We start from the raw sequence: 15,262 nt of genomic DNA, 5'->3' as shown, positions 1-15,262 counted from the left end.
TAGCGCATCGGCGCGGTGAAGACCATCCCGCGATGCTTCGATCCGATACCCGGCGCGGGCGATGTTCAGCGCATGCCGCCCGTAATAACGTCTGCCAGATAGGCATCGGGGTTTTCGGGGCCAGACATCATGTGCCGCACCCAGGCCTCACGCTCGTGGTGAACAGCGATTTCTTCCCACACGCATTCGACCATCGGCTCGGTCACGTCCTCATACGCGTCGTCCATCACACGGCCGAGCAGGCCCGAAACGATGTCGCCGTCGAGCCAGACACGCGTCAACAGCCAGTTTGCCTGTTCGCCGGCGTGGTAGACGACATAACCGAGGCCGCGATGGTGCAGCGCTTGAACGCTCGAAGCGTCGATCGCGCTTTTCACCGCGTCCACGATCGGGCCTGTTGCGATGTCTTCGCGCTCCGCGGCTGCGATCGTACAGAATTTGAAACGCATGCCGGCGTGGCTGAACCGTTCGCGCGGTTCGAAGAGGCGTGGCGCATATTTACCCATCTGCGTCCCTCAGCCGGCCCGGACTTTGCGGTAGGCATCTTTCAGCGTGATCTTGCCGTCGGCGATGCGCAGGAGATCGCAACCGAGTTCGATAGAGCCGTCCGGCAGCGTATAGCGCCAGCTCCAGAACGCCCCGCCGTCGAAGATCACCGGTTCGGAAGTTTCAGACGTAGCGCCTTGGTCGACGGCGAACATCGTTTCGATCAGTTCGCGTATCGCCGCCTTGCCCGTCGCCTTGCGGCCAGGCCCGGGCCCCACCGATGCGAAATAGACGGCATCGTCCGCGAACAGCTCCACGACCGCGCTGACGTCGCGCCGTCCCCACGCGTCGGCGAAATCGCCGAGCAGTTTCCCGATGTCGTTCAATGCGCCGGTCCCCGCCTCTGATTTAGGACGCATCACTAGGCGGTACGACCGCCGCCATGTAGCGCCAGTTGCGGTGCGTCCATTGTCCGGGAACCTATTTGTGCAGGCTGTCGTATGATTTGCGCAGCGTCGTCATCACGTGATGCCGCTTGTCGAGATTGTAGGTCTCGGTTGCAGCGATATCGTCGCGCAACTGGCCCCACATCCCGGCGCGGCCGGCTGCATTGGCCGTGTCGCTGTCGGCCGCAGCCCGTGCGGCAGCCGCGGAAACGGCACCGAGGAGATGTTCATTAAACATGTCGAACTGAATGGTGGCATCCCGCGCCGTCACCGCATCCGCCAGCCGTGACGCCAGCGCCAGATCGAACGCCTTGCCCTGCAGGATCGTGTCGATGGTGTTGGCGATTTCGAGACCGCCATATTCGGTCAACAGGATCGCGTCACGCACGCTGCCGCCGGCGCGCTGCAGAAGTGCCTCGCGATCCCGAGCACTGTCCGGCAGCGCCAATCCGAGGCCGGTCATCGCCTCGGCCACCTCGGCATCGGCCAGCGGATTAAGACGGATGAACTGGCAGCGCGAGCGGATCGTCGGCATCAGGCGCCCCGGTACATGTGTAATCAGCACGAACAGCGTTCGAGCAGGCGGTTCTTCCAGGTTTTTCAGCAGAGCGTTTGCTGCACTTGCATTGAGATCATCCGCCGGATCGACAATGACGACGCGGTAGCCGCCATCATGCGCCGACAACGACAGCAGCTTGCCAACGCGCCGGATCTCGTCGACCGTCACCACGGTCTTGAAACCCTTTGTGCGCTCGTTTGCCGGACGGGTCAGGTGAAGTACGGCGGCGTGCGACCCCTGAGCCACGGTTCTGAAGAGCTGCGAACCCTCGTCCGAAGGCTGCAGATCGTCGGCGGGTACCTGTTCGGCCCCAGTCAGCACATGCCGGGCCAGGTGGAAGGCGAGCGTTGCCTTGCCGATGCCTGACGGCCCGGCAAGCAACAGCGCGTGATGCAGGCGCCCTTCCCTGAAGGCCTTGGCAAGGTTGTGCCGTACGTTGCGATGCCCGACCAGCAGCGGGTTTTCGGCGGGTTCGAGCACGCCGTCGATGGAATCGTGGCGGCGCGGTGCGAGTTCGGCGGCGCTCATTTGGCTGGCGCTTTCCTGGGCGTTGTCTTCGCGCCCCCTGGTAATGCGTCCATCACCCGGCTGCGAATTTCAGCGGCAATGGCTTCGGCGTCGGCCGATGCATCGACGACAATACAGCGGTCGGGTTCATTTCTTGCGATTTCCAGAAACGCCTCGCGCCGCTTGCGGTGAATCGCGACCTGCTCCTTTTCGAAACGGTCTGCCGCTTCACCTTCTGCGCGCCGCGCTGCAGCCCGCCGCAACCCCTCTTCCGGCTCGATGTCGAGCATGAATGTGAGGTCGGGCACCATGCCATTGACGGTCGTGCGCTCCAGGGCGGTCATGAAATCGGGTGCGAGACCTCCCGTTACGCCTTGGTAGACGCGCGAGGAATCCATGAAGCGGTCGGTCAGCACGATCTTGCCGGCTTCCACCGCCGGCCTGATCACCGTTTCCACATGGTCGGAACGGGCGGCGGCGAAGAGGATCGCCTCGAGCTTCGCGCCCAGTGCCTCGGCCGCACCGGACAAAAGCACATGGCGCACGGCTTCCGCTCCGGGGGAACCGCCCGGCTCGCGTGTTTCGACGACGTCGTGGCCGGCATCGCGCAGAAAATCGGCAAGGCGTTTGATCTGGGTCGTCTTGCCGACCCCTTCCCCGCCTTCAAAACTGATGAAAAATCCACGCGCCAAAATCGAGTGTCCCAACGGGCGGGCTAATTTGACCGAGATTCGTGCCGCGCCACGTGCCGCTTCTGAATGGGTCGGCATGGCGGCAATTGCAAGCCCGCGCCTCAGCGCAGCCAGCCGATCGCCAGTTCTTCGACGGCGTCGAGCGCGCGGGAGTAGAGGCTGCCCGGTCCGACGCTCTCGGCGGCATAGAGCGGCGTTTCCTGGCTCAGCGTGTCGCCGATCCAGACCTTGAGCGTGCCGAGCTCAGTGCCTTCTTCGACAGGTGCCACCACCGGGCCTTTGTAGACGATGCGTGCGATCAGCCGGTCGCGATTGGTGATCGGCACAAATATCGCCAGCGGCCCGCCGGCGCGCAGACCGACATGGGATTTTTCCGCCCCATATGTCTTGGCCTCGCCGACGATTTCGTTTTCAGCAAAAAGCTCGGTCTTCTCGAAGGCACGTATGCCCCAGTCGAGTAGGCGACGGCTTTCTTCCGCGCGCTCATTTTCGCTCGCCATGTCGCTCATGCCGACAAAAAGCCGCCTGCCGCCGCGCATTACCGAACCGACGATCGCGTAGCCCGATGCTTCCGTGTAGCCGGTCTTCAGGCCGTCGGCGCCGATATCCATCCTGAGCAGCGGGTTGCGGTTGAACTGGCGAATGCCGTTCCAGGTGAATTCGCGCTGCCCGTAGAACTCGTAGAATTGCGGATATTCTTTCCAGATGTGGCGGGCGAGTTTCACCAGTTCGCGCACGGTGACGACCTGGCCTTCGGCCGGCAGGCCGGTGGAGTTCTTGAATACTGATTTTTCGAGGCCGATCTCGCGTGCGCGCTGCGTCATCTGCTCCGCAAAACGCTCCTCCGAGCCCGCCATTCCCTCGGCAATGATGATGCAGCCGTCATTGGCGGACTGAACGATGACGCCCTGAATGAGGTCTTCGAGCGATATCGAGGAACCGAGTTCGGCGAACATGGTCGAGCCGCCTGAAGAAGCCCCTCCCGTCCGCCACGCGTTCTCACTCACCAGAAAGGTGTCCCGCATCGTCAGCCGGCCGGACTTGATGGCGTGGAAGACGACCTCCATCGTCATCAGCTTGGCGAGCGAGGCCGGCGGAATGAGAATGTCCGGATCTTTTTCGTAGAGGATCGTGCCGGTATCGGCGTCGACCATGAACGCCTGCCCCGCCCGCGTGTCGAAGAGTTGGGCTGCGGCCGCCGGCGATGTCAGCGCGACGACTGCACCAATCAGGAATAACGCAATGGATTTCATCTATTTACGACACATGCGGGAACACTTACCGAAACGGAACATGCCGCAAGGTTAGCAGCCCGGCGGTGCCGAAATCAACGCGTTGAGAGGTGTTTGGCTAATCGGCGCGAACGATAAACGCGTCGCTTGCTCCGGCTTGCCATGCCTGCTGCGCCAGGCGGTCCAGCGCGCCATCGTCCGTCACCATCACGACAGTAAAGCTGTCGCCATCGCGCAGGATCTCGGGTGTGCCCAGCCGGGCAAGCATGTCGGCCCTGTCGCGTGCGGCGCGCATCGAGCCGAACGAGCCTGCCATCAGGTAGGAACCGTCCGGTGCCTGGCTCTGCTGAGCGCTGCGTTTCCACGACGCCAGAACGTCATCGGCGCTCAGGTTCGTTGCCGTTATGCTGTCAAACGGCGTTGCGGCATCCCGCACGCGCCTGTCGGCATATGAAAGCAGCGGCAGCGCCAGGCGGTCCGCGTCGGAGGCAACGGTGCCAGCGGGGCGCTCCGGAACAAAGGGGCCGGCATCGGGAAGCAGCGGATCGTCCGGCAGGACGACGCTTTCGAGCCGCGAGGTGCGTTGCTGTGTGTTTGATGTCAGTTGAACCGGCTGCGCAGCGGACCGCGTGACAGGCCGTGCGTTGCGTCCGCCCGGCAGCGCCTCGAACAGGCTGCGGCGTCGCAGGTTCATGCCGCTGCTGGTCGGCGTATTGCCGGCCATGGCGATCATCACGCCGCTGGGCAGGCCATCATTGATGCCCGGCAGCTCTTCGCGGCCGCGCGGCGCGGCGCCATCGCCTGGCCGGTATGATGCCAGCAGGTATTGGTCGTCGCGGCCATGCAGCGGTGCGCGTCCGAGATACTCAACCTTCACCTTGGCGACACCGGAATGCTTGTAGTCGAGCATTTCGGCCGCACGTTTGGAAAGATCGATGATGCGGTTGTGCGCGAATGGACCGCGATCGTTGACGCGCACCACGATCGACGAACCATTCTTCTGGTTCGTCACCCGGGCATAGCTCGGCAGCGGCATCGTCGGGTGCGCGGCCGTCAGATGCGTCATGTCGTAGATTTCGCCGTTGGCGGTCAGCCTTCCGTGAAAGGCGTCGCCATACCAGGAAGCCGCGCCGACCTTGGCGTAATTGGGCTCTTCCTTGGGTTTGTACCACTTGCCCTTGATCTTATAGGGCTTGCCGACCATGTCGCGGCCACCGCCACGGCGTAGATTGGCCGCCGCCATGGTAACGCGGGGGCTCGCCTTCACGCCATATTCGGACTCCGCGAAATACTCTTTGGAATTGGGATCGCGGACGAGTTTCTTCACGGATGGCGTGCTGGTACAGCCAGCCAGCATTGCTGCGGCTGTCACGACAATCGCGATCGCGGAGCTTCTGGACAAACCGCGGCGCACGCGCGCGGTGCCGGTCGTCCTGTCCCCAATTCCCCTCATGCGTCCACCGCTACAAACAACATTTGCGGCCAAACCTTCCGTCCAACCGGGCGAAGGCGGAATGTCAACAAGACCTTCCTGACCGACTCTTTGTCATCAGTATCTTATCACCGTGTTAACCGATTGCGGCGCGAAACGGGCAGCAATGTGGCGCGGCGTCATTTTCGGCCGGTTGCACGGCGTCCCGGTTGGGCGGACGCGCCGCTCAGGCATCTCTCTTTTCCGCCCTCGGCGGGATGCCGAATTCGGCAAGTATCGCCTCCGTGTGTTCGCCAAGTGCCGGCACGGGGTCGAGGCGCGGCTGCCAGGACGCGCCGGTAACCGGCAACAGGCCCGGCAAGGCGCCAATGGGCGACCCGAATTCCGCCCAGCGCTTGCGCGCGGCGAGCTGCGGGTGGTTCCAGAGCCCCGCCATGTCGTTGACCCGGGCCGTACCGATGCCTGCGCCGTCAAGCAGTGCGAGCGTTTCTTTGCCGGACAGCTTTGCCAGTGCCGCGGCGATGATCGGCTCGAGCGCGGCGCGGTTTTTCGAGCGTTTTTCGTTGCTGTCGAAGCGCGGGTCGCCGGCGAGGCCGGCATCACCCACCACATCCTTGGCAAACACGCGCCATTCGCGTTCGTTCTGGATGGCAAGAAAAATCATGCCATCGGAGGTGCGGTAAGGCCCGTACGGGTAGATCGTTGCGTGGCTTGCGCCGCTGCGCTCCGGAGGAGACTGCCCGTCAATCGCATAATTGAGCGGAAAGCCCATCCACTCCGCCATCGCCTCCAGCATGGAGATTTCGATGTCGTCGCCCCTGTCGGTCTTGTGGCGCATCAAAATTGCATTGAGGATGGCCTGGTATGCGCTGACGCCGGCGGCGATATCGACCACCGAGATGCCGGATTTCGCCATCTCGTCATTGTTGCCGGTGACCGACAGGAGGCCGGCCTCTGCCTGGACGAGAAGGTCGTATGCCTTGCGCGCTTCGTCGGGGCCGCCGGACCCGTAACCCGAGATGGAACAGGTGATAAGTTTCGGGTTTGCCGCGCGCAGTTCATCGCCGCCAAGACCCAGCCGCCGTGCAGCGCCGGGTGCCAGGTTCTGCACGAACACATCCGCCGACTTCAGGATTGTGCGCAGCGCCGCGAGCCCGTCTTCGTCTTTCAGATCAAGCGTCAGGCTCTCCTTCGAGCGGTTCGTCCACACGAAATGGCTGGAAAGGCCCCTCGCCCGCGTGTCGTAGCCGCGGGCGAAGTCGCCGCCATCCGGGCGCTCGACCTTGATCACGCGGGCACCCTGATCGGCCATTAGCCGCGTGCAATAAGGTGCGGCAATCGCCTGCTCCAGCGAAATGACCAGAATTTCATCAAGCGGCCGCATCGGCACTCCTCCCCGCCTTGCACATTGGGGCACAGGCCCGGCCGCCTTCGCAAGCGTTCGTTTGTTGACATCGCTTCGCACGGCGCACTAGAGGAGTTGCGCCGCAGGCACCATATCAAGCCTCGACGGAGAGGTGGCCGAGCGGTTTAAGGCACCGGTCTTGAAAACCGGCGTGGCAGCGATGTCACCGTGGGTTCGAATCCCACCCTCTCCGCCATACTTTGCTCAGGGCAGTTTCGGTGCGTCCCAGGCCCGCGCGGAGCCCGTCTCACGTGCCCATCAATGGAACTTCAACGCCGATACCGGTTCCATTGTTGCGCCCCTCGACATGGTAGACGCGATACCCATGCCGTTCCGCCAGTTCGATCACGATTGCCAGCCCGAAGCCGTTTCCAACTGCTTCACGGTCTGCCTGTTCCAACCGCACGGCGCGTCTGCAGGCATCTTCGAAATCCGTGGAGGTCAGACCGGCCCCGGTATCGTGGACTTCTATGCCGAGCTTGTCGCCACGACAGCGCACACCCATCAAAACCTTGCCGCTTTGGGTATATTTGATCGCGTTGGCCACGAGGTTGGTGACGATGCGCATGATCACCAGCGGCTTGACGGGCCCACGCTGCGATGTCGGCACATAGGTAAGCGACAGCCCCTTTTCCCTGGCGTCCGGCAGAAACATCTCCCTGATACTGGCCAGCACCTCATCCAGTGACATGTCGGTGGTATCCTGAGCGCCGGTGCAGCTCTCCGGGTCGTCTGCCGAGGCGCCGGTATTTTCGAGATGATCCGAAACCAGTTTTTCCAGATAATCGAAACTCTGGCCGATTGACGCGTGGTTCTTGCTGGACCCGGATCCGCTTCTCGCAATGTCGTGCACGGCAAGCCTTAATGCGTGCAGGGGCTGCCTCAGATCGTGGATCGTGTTCTCGATCATGCGGTCGCGGCGGGCCGATGTCCGCACCGCCAATTGATAACGCGTCTCCAGGTCCCGGAGCCTCTTCGACATGGCCAGATTGCGCTGTGCAACGTCAAGGCTTGCCTGAAGCGCCTTCTGGTGTTCGATGCGCAGTTGGCTGTAGCGATCGAAAATGGCCATGCCCATCATCAGGGCGTCGAAAACCATGACGACCCGCATGCTGTCGTACTGGAATTCCTGCGAGACCTCGACACCCAGCCAGTGGCGGACTGCCATCAATCCGGCAGAAAGCGCAGCGCCGAGCCATGCGACTACATAGAAGCGCACCTGCCGGAAACGGCGCCTGGCAACCACCAAACCGGCAACAGCGTATGTCAGCACCGAGATCAGTGCGACAAGAATCAGGTATTTCTTGATGATGGTGGTCGGTATGACGACGGTCGACAGAACCATAAGCGCTGCGACCCCGATGAGGGCAAGGAGCACCCGATCGATGACGGGGTTCTCCCTGGCCGTGTTCAGGAACATGCGCGCGAAAATCGCTCCGAATATGATGTAACCCGCGCCGGTCACAACCGATGCGAAGCTGTTGAAGAGCGGGAAGGCCGGCCACAGATACTGGAATGCCACGCCGTCCGAATGCATCAGGTACAAAAGCGTGCAGCCGGCATATGCGGTGTAGGCCGCAAAAATCGCCTGGCGAAAAACGAACAACGCCAGAAGCGCGATCGTGATCATGATCAACATCATGCCGTAGAAAACGAAGTTCTTGGCTGCCTTCTTCGCCGCTATCCCCGCATAGGTCTCCGCCGTTTCGATGCTCAAGGGCAGGTTCGTCGACCCCTCCGTCCAGTATTGGACGAGGATCGTCGCCCGCTGCTGCGGTGCGAGCGTCAGCGGAACGACGACTTCCGGGTCGGCGATCGGCCGCGTCGTAAAGGGAGAGTCGATCGACTGCGCCAGCGGATGCTCGACCGAAGCATCCGGGCGAACCACGAAGACGTGGAATATCTGTTTGAAATTTTCCTGGAAGTAGAGTCGCCAATCGGATGTTTCATCGGTCCGATTCTGGACCCGCAGCCGCAGCCAGATCGTTGCGTCCGTGTAGCCAAAGTCCGGCACTTGTGTTTTGATCGGCTCGAATGAATTCTCATTGAGTGCGATGATATTGGCCAATTCCAGGTCGCGACCTTCATCGATGAAGAAGTCCATGAAATCGCCAACCCGGTCCGGGGAGACCGGGCCCTGGAGATCCAGAATGCGTTCGTCGGCCTGGGCAGCAACCGCATGGACCATGATGGCCAGCAAGAGAGCCAGAAGCCGGCCGGGAAGCGTGATGCATCTCTTCACTATCTCGGCAGGTCGGATGCGATGCCCGTTTCCGTATTGATTGCCGAGGATCACGCCCTGACCGGGCTCGGAACGCGTGCAGCGGTCGATGCCATGTTCGGTTTTGAGGTTGTCGAAAGTGTCGCCAACGGCATCGAGGCCATCGCCGCGATCAAGAGGCACAAGCCTGATTGTGCAGTACTCGATCTGGTCATGCCCGGTGCATCGGGTCTGGAAGTGCTGATCGAGGCCCGCCGCTGGAGCCCGCAAACCCGCATGGTCGTTATTACGGGCAGTCCGTCTGCGGCTGTTTTCAGGCAACTCGTCGACAATGGTGTGGATGGCATTTTCCTCAAATCCGCACCTATCGAGGAACTGTGTCAGGGGTTGTCCGAGGTCGTCGCCGGACGGCGGGTCATTGCGCGTGGCGCCAGTGTCATTCTCGCCAGATCCGATGCCGGCAGCGGCCTTTCGCGGCGCGAGATCGAGGTCCTGCAGTCCATCGCGCGGGGACTTTCCAATTCCGGAATCGCCGACCGCCTCGGCATCAGCCCCAAGACCGTTGACCGTCATCGAACGAACCTCATGCGCAAGCTCAAGGTGCATTCGACCGCGACCCTCTTGGTCCGCGCAATGCGTGATGGTCTGATAGACGTATAGAACTGAATGCCCGCCTGGACATGCTTGACCGGGCAACCTGATATCCTTCTCAAGTCACTTCTCGCAAATCGCCAAATCACTATGTGGCATCCGCCCCCCAATAGTAATTGGGGTGATCACCTTATTTTCCGCGCACGTTAATCCGGCACTGTCACCCGCGCGCAACCGAACTCCCGGTTGCCGGCGGGATCATGGCCACGGTCCCGCCTCAAGGCAAATGAGACCTGAGGTAGATTCATGGAACGTGCCTGTCCGCGACACCGCCTGCAGAGGCTGCATCTGCCGGCACCGTTCGTGGGTGACATGCCCCGATGACGACGATGAAGCGATTGACGTCCGGCGATCTAGTGCCGGGTGACATACTGCTCCACCAGCCGGCAGACCCCCGGTGGTACGAGAGGGGGATAGCCTGGTGCACCGGCAGTCCCTACACGCACGCCTCCATTTTTATCGGGAACGACACAATCGCCGAGGCCCGGCTTCCCAGGGTCCGGACATGCAGCGTATCCAGGCCGATCAGGAGAGAAAAAGCGCTGTGTGTACTCAGACGGAGCTTTGAACTGACGGCTGCTCAAGTTGAGAGTTTGCAGGCTTTCGTCGAGGGCGCGCTGAAACGGGAGGCGCGGTTCGATTTCGCGTTTCCCTATACCTACTACAGCCGCCGCCTGTTGCATAAACTCTCCGGTGATCCTCGCGACTTGACGCCGAAAGGCTGCAGCGAACCCGTCAATTGCGGTCGGTATTTCTGTACGTCCTTCATCGTCGACTCGTTTTACGCGATGGGACTGATCGACCGTTCCGAACGCCGCTCCTACCGGCTCGGCGGCCATTCGCCGGCCGATTTTCTGACGGATGAAAAGTTCGGGAATGTCATCGGGCACATTGAAGGACGCACTCCCCGAGGTGAATTGCGCCAGCACTGCGCCAGGGCTGGAGCAGTATGACGTCTTCCTTCTCGAAGCCGTTTCACGTTGCGCGCTATCAGGTCGCGTCAGACCTTTGGTTCGAAACCTCGATACGGCTTGCCATTCTGTCGGACCTGCATGCCTGCTCGCGATGGATGCCGCTTCCGCGCCTGGCCAGGCTGGTCGCACAGGTCAATTCCGAGCGCCCGGACTTGATCCTGATGCCTGGCGATTTTCTCGTCGGGCATCTGTTCGGCAAACGCCCGGTCCCGGCCGCCGCCGTTGCCGAAGTTCTGAAGGAGCTTTGGGCACCGTTGGGTGTTTTCGCCACGCTTGGCAATCACGACTGGTCTGACTGCCCGCAGGCGTGCCGCAACGGCTATACACACTCAAGTGTCGCCGGTGCACTCGAAAGCGTCGGCATCCCGGTACTCAGCAACCGCAACACCGCCTTGCGGCGCAACGCCTACCTCGTGGGCCTCGACAGCGCGATTGGCGCCGGCACGACGCTGCGTCCAGACGCACGTCACGACCCGCAAACGGCGTTCAAGGGCGTGCCGGAAGGCGCGTCGACGATCCTGATGGCGCATGAACCCGACTTCTTCCTGGACCAGTGTCGGCCGGTTGCCTTGCAGGTGAGCGGACACACTCATGGCGGTCAGGTCGGCGCACTGGGGATATGGGCGACAAGGCCGTCGCGATATGGCACGCGATTGGATTACGGCCTGAAACGGGATGGTGGACGAAACCTAGTCGTCACGGCAGGTGTCGGGTATGGCGGGGTTCCGGTCCGGATCGGGAAAGTAAGCGAATTTGCCATCGTGACATTGCATCCTTCCTGCGCGGCAGACCGCAGGTCGGCGGCACCCGCGCAAGCACTGGGCAACTGAGTGCGGACAGCGCTTACAGATGTGCCGATTCTGGCGCTTACGGCGAGCCAGATCGTCGTTTCGGCCGCCCTCTACTACCTTTTTCCGGCAATGGTACTGCTGTGGCGCGCGGAATTCGGGTGGAGTTTTGGTCAGCTTATGGGCGCCTTTTCGCTTGCCCTTGTGGTCCAGGGCGTTGTCGCGAAATATTCCGGGCGCCTGATCGATCGCGGATTTGCGACTGTTTCCATGTCGTTTGGGGCCGTTCTCGGAGCAGCCTGCCTGGCGATGATCACGCAGGTCCACGCAATCTGGCAGTTCTACGCAATTTGGTGCGTCATGGGCCTCGCCATGGGACTCACCTTGTATGAGTCCGTGTTCGCGCTTGTCATTCGAACCAGGGATAAGACCGCGCGCGGCTGCATCAGCCTGATCACGCTGGTTTCAGGCTTTGCCTCAAGCCTGGCCTTCCTTTTGACCGCTTCGATCTCAGACGTTCTGGGCTGGCGTGGGGCAGTTTGGCTGATGGTCGGGCTGCTTGTGATGGTGAATGTGCCCCTCGTCAGCTACGCCACAACTCGCCTTGAAGGCGATCGCAAGGCGTTTCCGACCGAACCGGTACAGGCTGCAGATCCCCGCGGCCGCGCGCGATTTTGGCTGCTTACGTCGGCGTTCAGTCTCTCCGCGCTGGGAATTGGCATCGTCGTTAGCCACCTCCTTCCACTCCTCGCGTCGCTTGGTGTCACATCCAGCACAGCGGTACTGGCTGCATCGCTGGTGGGGGCAGCTCAGGTGGCCGGCAGGCTCTTAATGACACTGGGTACCCGTGATGCCAGGGTCACCGGCGTTGCGGCACTGGGACTTGCTGGCATGGCCGTCGCAGCGGCGGCCCTTCTGTTTGCGTGGGTCTCACCGGCGTTCGCATTTGCCTTTGCCGTGCTGCATGGCTTCTCATACGGGTTGAGCAGCATCCTCAGACCGCTGATAATCCGCGAAATTTTGGGGGCGCGAAACTTCGGATCCCTGCAAGGCGCGGTGATGGGACCCGCGTTTCTCGCTTTTGCCGCGGCACCGTTCGTCGCGGCGATCCTGGCAGATGCGGGAGGTTATATGCCGGTCATTCTGCTCTGCGCGGCGGTACAGACTTTGGGAGCCGCCCTGCTGTTGCAGATAAAGCGGCGGTAGCTATCAGCCTTTGCCCCAGCCGCCGCCATTTGCGGTTGAAACAAGTACGCGGTCGCCGGCGGCGAGATTGAGGCCGGAGGCGAAGGAATAGCTCTTGCGTTCACCGTCCCGTCGCAGAACGGCGATGCTGTTGGTTCCGCCGTCGGCGCCGCCATTCGAGCCCCAGACCGGCACACGGTTGCGGCTGTAACCGGCCGAAAGCACGGCTTCGCCGCGCAACTGGTAACAGACCTCCAGGCCTCGACCGCCCCTATGAAGGCCGGCGCCCTCCCCGGTTTCGTTCATGCGTTTCCAGCCGACATCGATGCCGTAGCGCGCCTCGCATATCTCGACCGGGCAGTTGAAGGTTTCGCCGTGGCTTGCCGAATACATGGCGTCGAGCCCGTCGCGGTCGGCGGTGGCGCCCCAGCCACCCATCTGCGGCTCGACCATGGTGAAGCGGCGGCCCGTGTCGGGGTGCGCGCCGGCAATCACCGTGCCGCAGATCGAGGCGAAATGCCCGGCAGGAAGCCGCTGCGGAATGGCCTGCGCCATACAGCGCCACAGCATGTCGTAGAGCCTGATGCGGGTTTCGAAATAGTAGCCGTGCGGTGCCGGTTCGATCGCGTGGAAGATGGTACCGGGTTCGGTCAGCACCTCAAGCGGCGCGAACGAGCCGGCATTGGCGAAAAGCTCGGGGTCGCTCAGCGCCTTGAAAATCATCTGTGCCGAGATCGTCGCGCCGTCGCGGCTGGTGTTGTAAGGCGCGGTGCGCTGCTTGGGGTTGTTTCTGAGGTCGACGGTGAAACGGTCGTCCGATATGCGGATTTCGGCTTTCCAGATGGCGCCGTCATCCTGCTCCTCGCTGATTTCGAATGTTCCCTTGGGAAGGGCCGAAAGCCCTGCGCGGCTTCGCCGTTCGCCCTCGTCGAAAAGCGCGTCGATTGCGGCAAGGAAGGTCTCCACACCGTGGGCCGAGGCAAGCTGCGCGATGCGCGAGGCCGCCTTGCGGCTCGCCGCCACCTGCGCCCACAGGTCGCCGCGGGCAAAATCCGGCAGGCGCGAATTGGCTGAGATGATGTCGAACAGGGAATCGACCGCCCTGCCCGCCTCGAACAGCCGCACCGCCGGCAGGCGCAGGCCTTCCTGGAAAATCTCGCTGGCCGATACCGACATCGAACCGGCAACCATGCCGCCAATGTCGTTCCAGTGCGCTATCGAAGCCGACCACGCGACCAGCCGGCCTTCGGCAAAGACCGGCATCGCCACCACGACGTCGCTCAGATGCGTGACGCCGCCATAATACGGGTCGTTGGTGATGAAGATGTCGCCGTCGACGATCGCGTCGCGCGGGTGAATTTCGAGGATGCGCTGCACCGCCTTGTCGAGCACGCCGACAAAGGTCGGAATGCCGGCGCCGGAGCTCACCAGCTTGCCGCCGGCGTCGGTTACCCCGGTGCCGACATCGAGCACCTCGTAGATGATGGGGCTCATCGCGGTCTTGCGCAGCACCGCAAACATTTCGTCGGCCGCGGCGACCAGACCTGCCTGGATGACCGATTGCGTGAACGGATCCGATGCTGCGGCCATGACATTCACCTCTTGTTCGTCGCGTCCCACGACCGGACCTTGTTCACCTGCCGGTATCGATGACCACTTTGCCGTGGTGCTCGCGCGGTCCGGACAGGTAACGCCAGGCGTCGACATAACCCTCCATCGGGAACACGCGATCTACGTTAGGTTTCAAACTGCCTTCGGACAGCGCGTTGTAGACGAATGCGGTTCCGCGATCCTGGGTGTCCTGATCCTCGACATAGTTGAACAGCGAGTACATGTGCAGCCAGGCGTTTTTCTGCCACATGTCCACATAAGGAACGCGGGGCAGTTCCTCGGTCAGCAACCCGTAGAGCATCAGCTTGGCATCACGCGCCATCGCTGGACCGTAGCGTAGCACGAAGTCGGCGCCGATCGGATCGAACGAGCCATGAATGCCGACACCCCCGGTCGCATCCAGCAGGAATCCGGCAAGATCGCCGCCGTTGTCGACAAAGACATGGTCGGCCCCCGAATCCAGAAGATAGCCGCGGTTTTTCTCCGAACGTGTTGTCGCGATCATCGTCGCGCCGCGCAGGCGGCCTATCTGCAGCGCGGCTGTACCCGCGGTACTCGTGCCGGCGGGAACGAGAATGTTGACGCCTGAACCGGCGCAAGCGAGTTCGACCACCGGGTAATAGGCGGTCATGAACTGCATCCAGACCGAGGCGGCCTCGACAGCACTCAGGCCCTCGGGCGCCGGGGTAACGTATTTGCGGTCGATCACCAGCGTGTCGGCGCTGGCGCCGCGGTTGTAGTAGAAGTGCGGCAGTGTGCAGTAGCGCTCGCCGACGGCGATGCCGGTTACATCCGCGCCGACCGCCTCGACCATTCCGGCGGCTTCCATTCCGACCCGTGCCGGAAAGCGATCGAAGCTGAAAGAATATTGATCCTTCATCAGGTTCATGTCGCCCCAGTTGAGGGCGAATGCCTCGATATGCATCCGGATTTCGGTCGGGCCAGGCTCGCATTTTTCGCATTCCGCGAGACGCAGCCCTTCGAACCCGTCATAGGCGTCGATTACCCATTCTCTTGGCACGGACATATCCTCGTTGATTTGTTGTCTTGGTTCGAAGCGGAGCACCGCTCCA

The 15,262-nt window shown here is 62.1% G+C and carries 14 protein-coding genes and 1 tRNA gene; 5 read left to right on the top strand and 10 right to left on the bottom strand.

Annotated features, from left to right (window positions below):
* Positions 1-65: 65 nt before the first annotated feature.
* The 7 genes from EP165_RS15445 to EP165_RS15415 form a co-directional block, all read right to left on the bottom strand.
* The gene (locus tag EP165_RS15445; protein WP_127523727.1) at positions 66-506 is read right to left on the bottom strand and encodes a hypothetical protein; all 441 of its coding nucleotides are present in this window, start codon (positions 504-506) and stop codon (positions 66-68) included.
* A 9-nt stretch (positions 507-515) separates the two neighbouring features.
* Positions 516-872, bottom strand: a complete 357-nt coding sequence (locus EP165_RS15440) for a nuclear transport factor 2 family protein (RefSeq protein ID WP_164743064.1) — start codon at positions 870-872, stop codon at positions 516-518.
* A gap of 94 nt (positions 873-966) precedes the next feature.
* Positions 967-2,019: a DNA polymerase III subunit delta' gene (locus EP165_RS15435; RefSeq protein ID WP_127523725.1), complete on the bottom strand. Its 1,053-nt coding sequence runs from the start codon at positions 2,017-2,019 to the stop codon at positions 967-969.
* Entirely contained in the window at positions 2,016-2,690 is a 675-nt protein-coding gene (gene tmk, locus EP165_RS15430) for a dTMP kinase (protein WP_127523724.1), read from the bottom strand. Before tmk ends, EP165_RS15435 begins: the two co-directional genes overlap by 4 nt.
* Positions 2,691-2,791: 101 nt before the next feature.
* Positions 2,792-3,943 (bottom strand): D-alanyl-D-alanine carboxypeptidase family protein, encoded by a 1,152-nt coding sequence (locus EP165_RS15425; protein WP_127523723.1) that lies wholly within the window; start codon positions 3,941-3,943, stop codon positions 2,792-2,794.
* Between the two features lie 97 nt (positions 3,944-4,040).
* Positions 4,041-5,375, bottom strand: coding sequence for a septal ring lytic transglycosylase RlpA family protein (locus EP165_RS15420; protein ID WP_127523722.1), 1,335 nt, complete (start codon positions 5,373-5,375; stop codon positions 4,041-4,043).
* Positions 5,376-5,580: 205 nt separating this feature from the next.
* Positions 5,581-6,738 carry a CaiB/BaiF CoA transferase family protein gene (locus tag EP165_RS15415; protein ID WP_127523721.1) on the bottom strand — a complete coding sequence of 386 codons (1,158 nt, stop codon included), beginning with the start codon at positions 6,736-6,738 and terminating at the stop codon, positions 5,581-5,583.
* Positions 6,739-6,865: 127 nt separating this feature from the next.
* Here EP165_RS15415 and EP165_RS15410 point away from each other — a divergent pair.
* Positions 6,866-6,955: transfer RNA gene (locus EP165_RS15410), tRNA-Ser, on the top strand.
* Positions 6,956-7,006: 51 nt separating this feature from the next.
* Here EP165_RS15410 and EP165_RS15405 read toward each other — a convergent pair.
* Positions 7,007-9,001 (bottom strand): sensor histidine kinase, encoded by a 1,995-nt coding sequence (locus EP165_RS15405; protein WP_164743063.1) that lies wholly within the window; start codon positions 8,999-9,001, stop codon positions 7,007-7,009.
* 21 nt (positions 9,002-9,022) lie between these two features.
* On the opposite strand from EP165_RS15405, the gene EP165_RS15400 reads away from it, so the two are divergent.
* The 4 genes from EP165_RS15400 to EP165_RS15385 all read left to right on the top strand — a co-directional run bounded on the left by EP165_RS15400 (position 9,023) and on the right by EP165_RS15385 (position 12,599).
* The gene (locus EP165_RS15400; protein ID WP_164743062.1) at positions 9,023-9,640 is read left to right on the top strand and encodes a LuxR C-terminal-related transcriptional regulator; all 618 of its coding nucleotides are present in this window, start codon (positions 9,023-9,025) and stop codon (positions 9,638-9,640) included.
* Between the two features lie 311 nt (positions 9,641-9,951).
* The gene (locus EP165_RS15395) at positions 9,952-10,584 is read left to right on the top strand and encodes a C40 family peptidase (RefSeq protein WP_127523718.1); all 633 of its coding nucleotides are present in this window, start codon (positions 9,952-9,954) and stop codon (positions 10,582-10,584) included.
* The gene (locus tag EP165_RS15390) at positions 10,581-11,435 is read left to right on the top strand and encodes a metallophosphoesterase (protein ID WP_127523717.1); all 855 of its coding nucleotides are present in this window, start codon (positions 10,581-10,583) and stop codon (positions 11,433-11,435) included. The genes EP165_RS15395 and EP165_RS15390 overlap by 4 nt, the downstream gene beginning before the upstream one ends.
* Positions 11,436-12,599, top strand: a complete 1,164-nt coding sequence (locus EP165_RS15385) for an MFS transporter (protein WP_127523716.1) — start codon at positions 11,436-11,438, stop codon at positions 12,597-12,599.
* Between the two features lie 3 nt (positions 12,600-12,602).
* On the opposite strand, the gene EP165_RS15380 is transcribed toward EP165_RS15385, so the two are convergent.
* Together EP165_RS15380 and EP165_RS15375 are read right to left on the bottom strand one after the other, a co-directional pair.
* On the bottom strand, positions 12,603-14,168 hold the full coding sequence (locus tag EP165_RS15380; RefSeq protein ID WP_127523715.1) for a hydantoinase B/oxoprolinase family protein: 1,566 nt from the start codon (positions 14,166-14,168) through the stop codon (positions 12,603-12,605).
* 43 nt (positions 14,169-14,211) lie between these two features.
* Positions 14,212-15,210 (bottom strand): zinc-binding dehydrogenase, encoded by a 999-nt coding sequence (locus EP165_RS15375; protein WP_164743061.1) that lies wholly within the window; start codon positions 15,208-15,210, stop codon positions 14,212-14,214.
* Between the last annotated feature and the right edge of the window lie 52 nt (positions 15,211-15,262).

The sequence above is a fragment of the Mesorhizobium sp. Z1-4 genome (assembly GCF_004000235.1).
Taxonomy (GTDB): Bacteria; Pseudomonadota; Alphaproteobacteria; order Rhizobiales; family Rhizobiaceae; genus RCIO01.
Note: the sequence above shows the minus strand (reverse complement) of the source record. Positions and strands in the feature narration are given on the sequence as shown.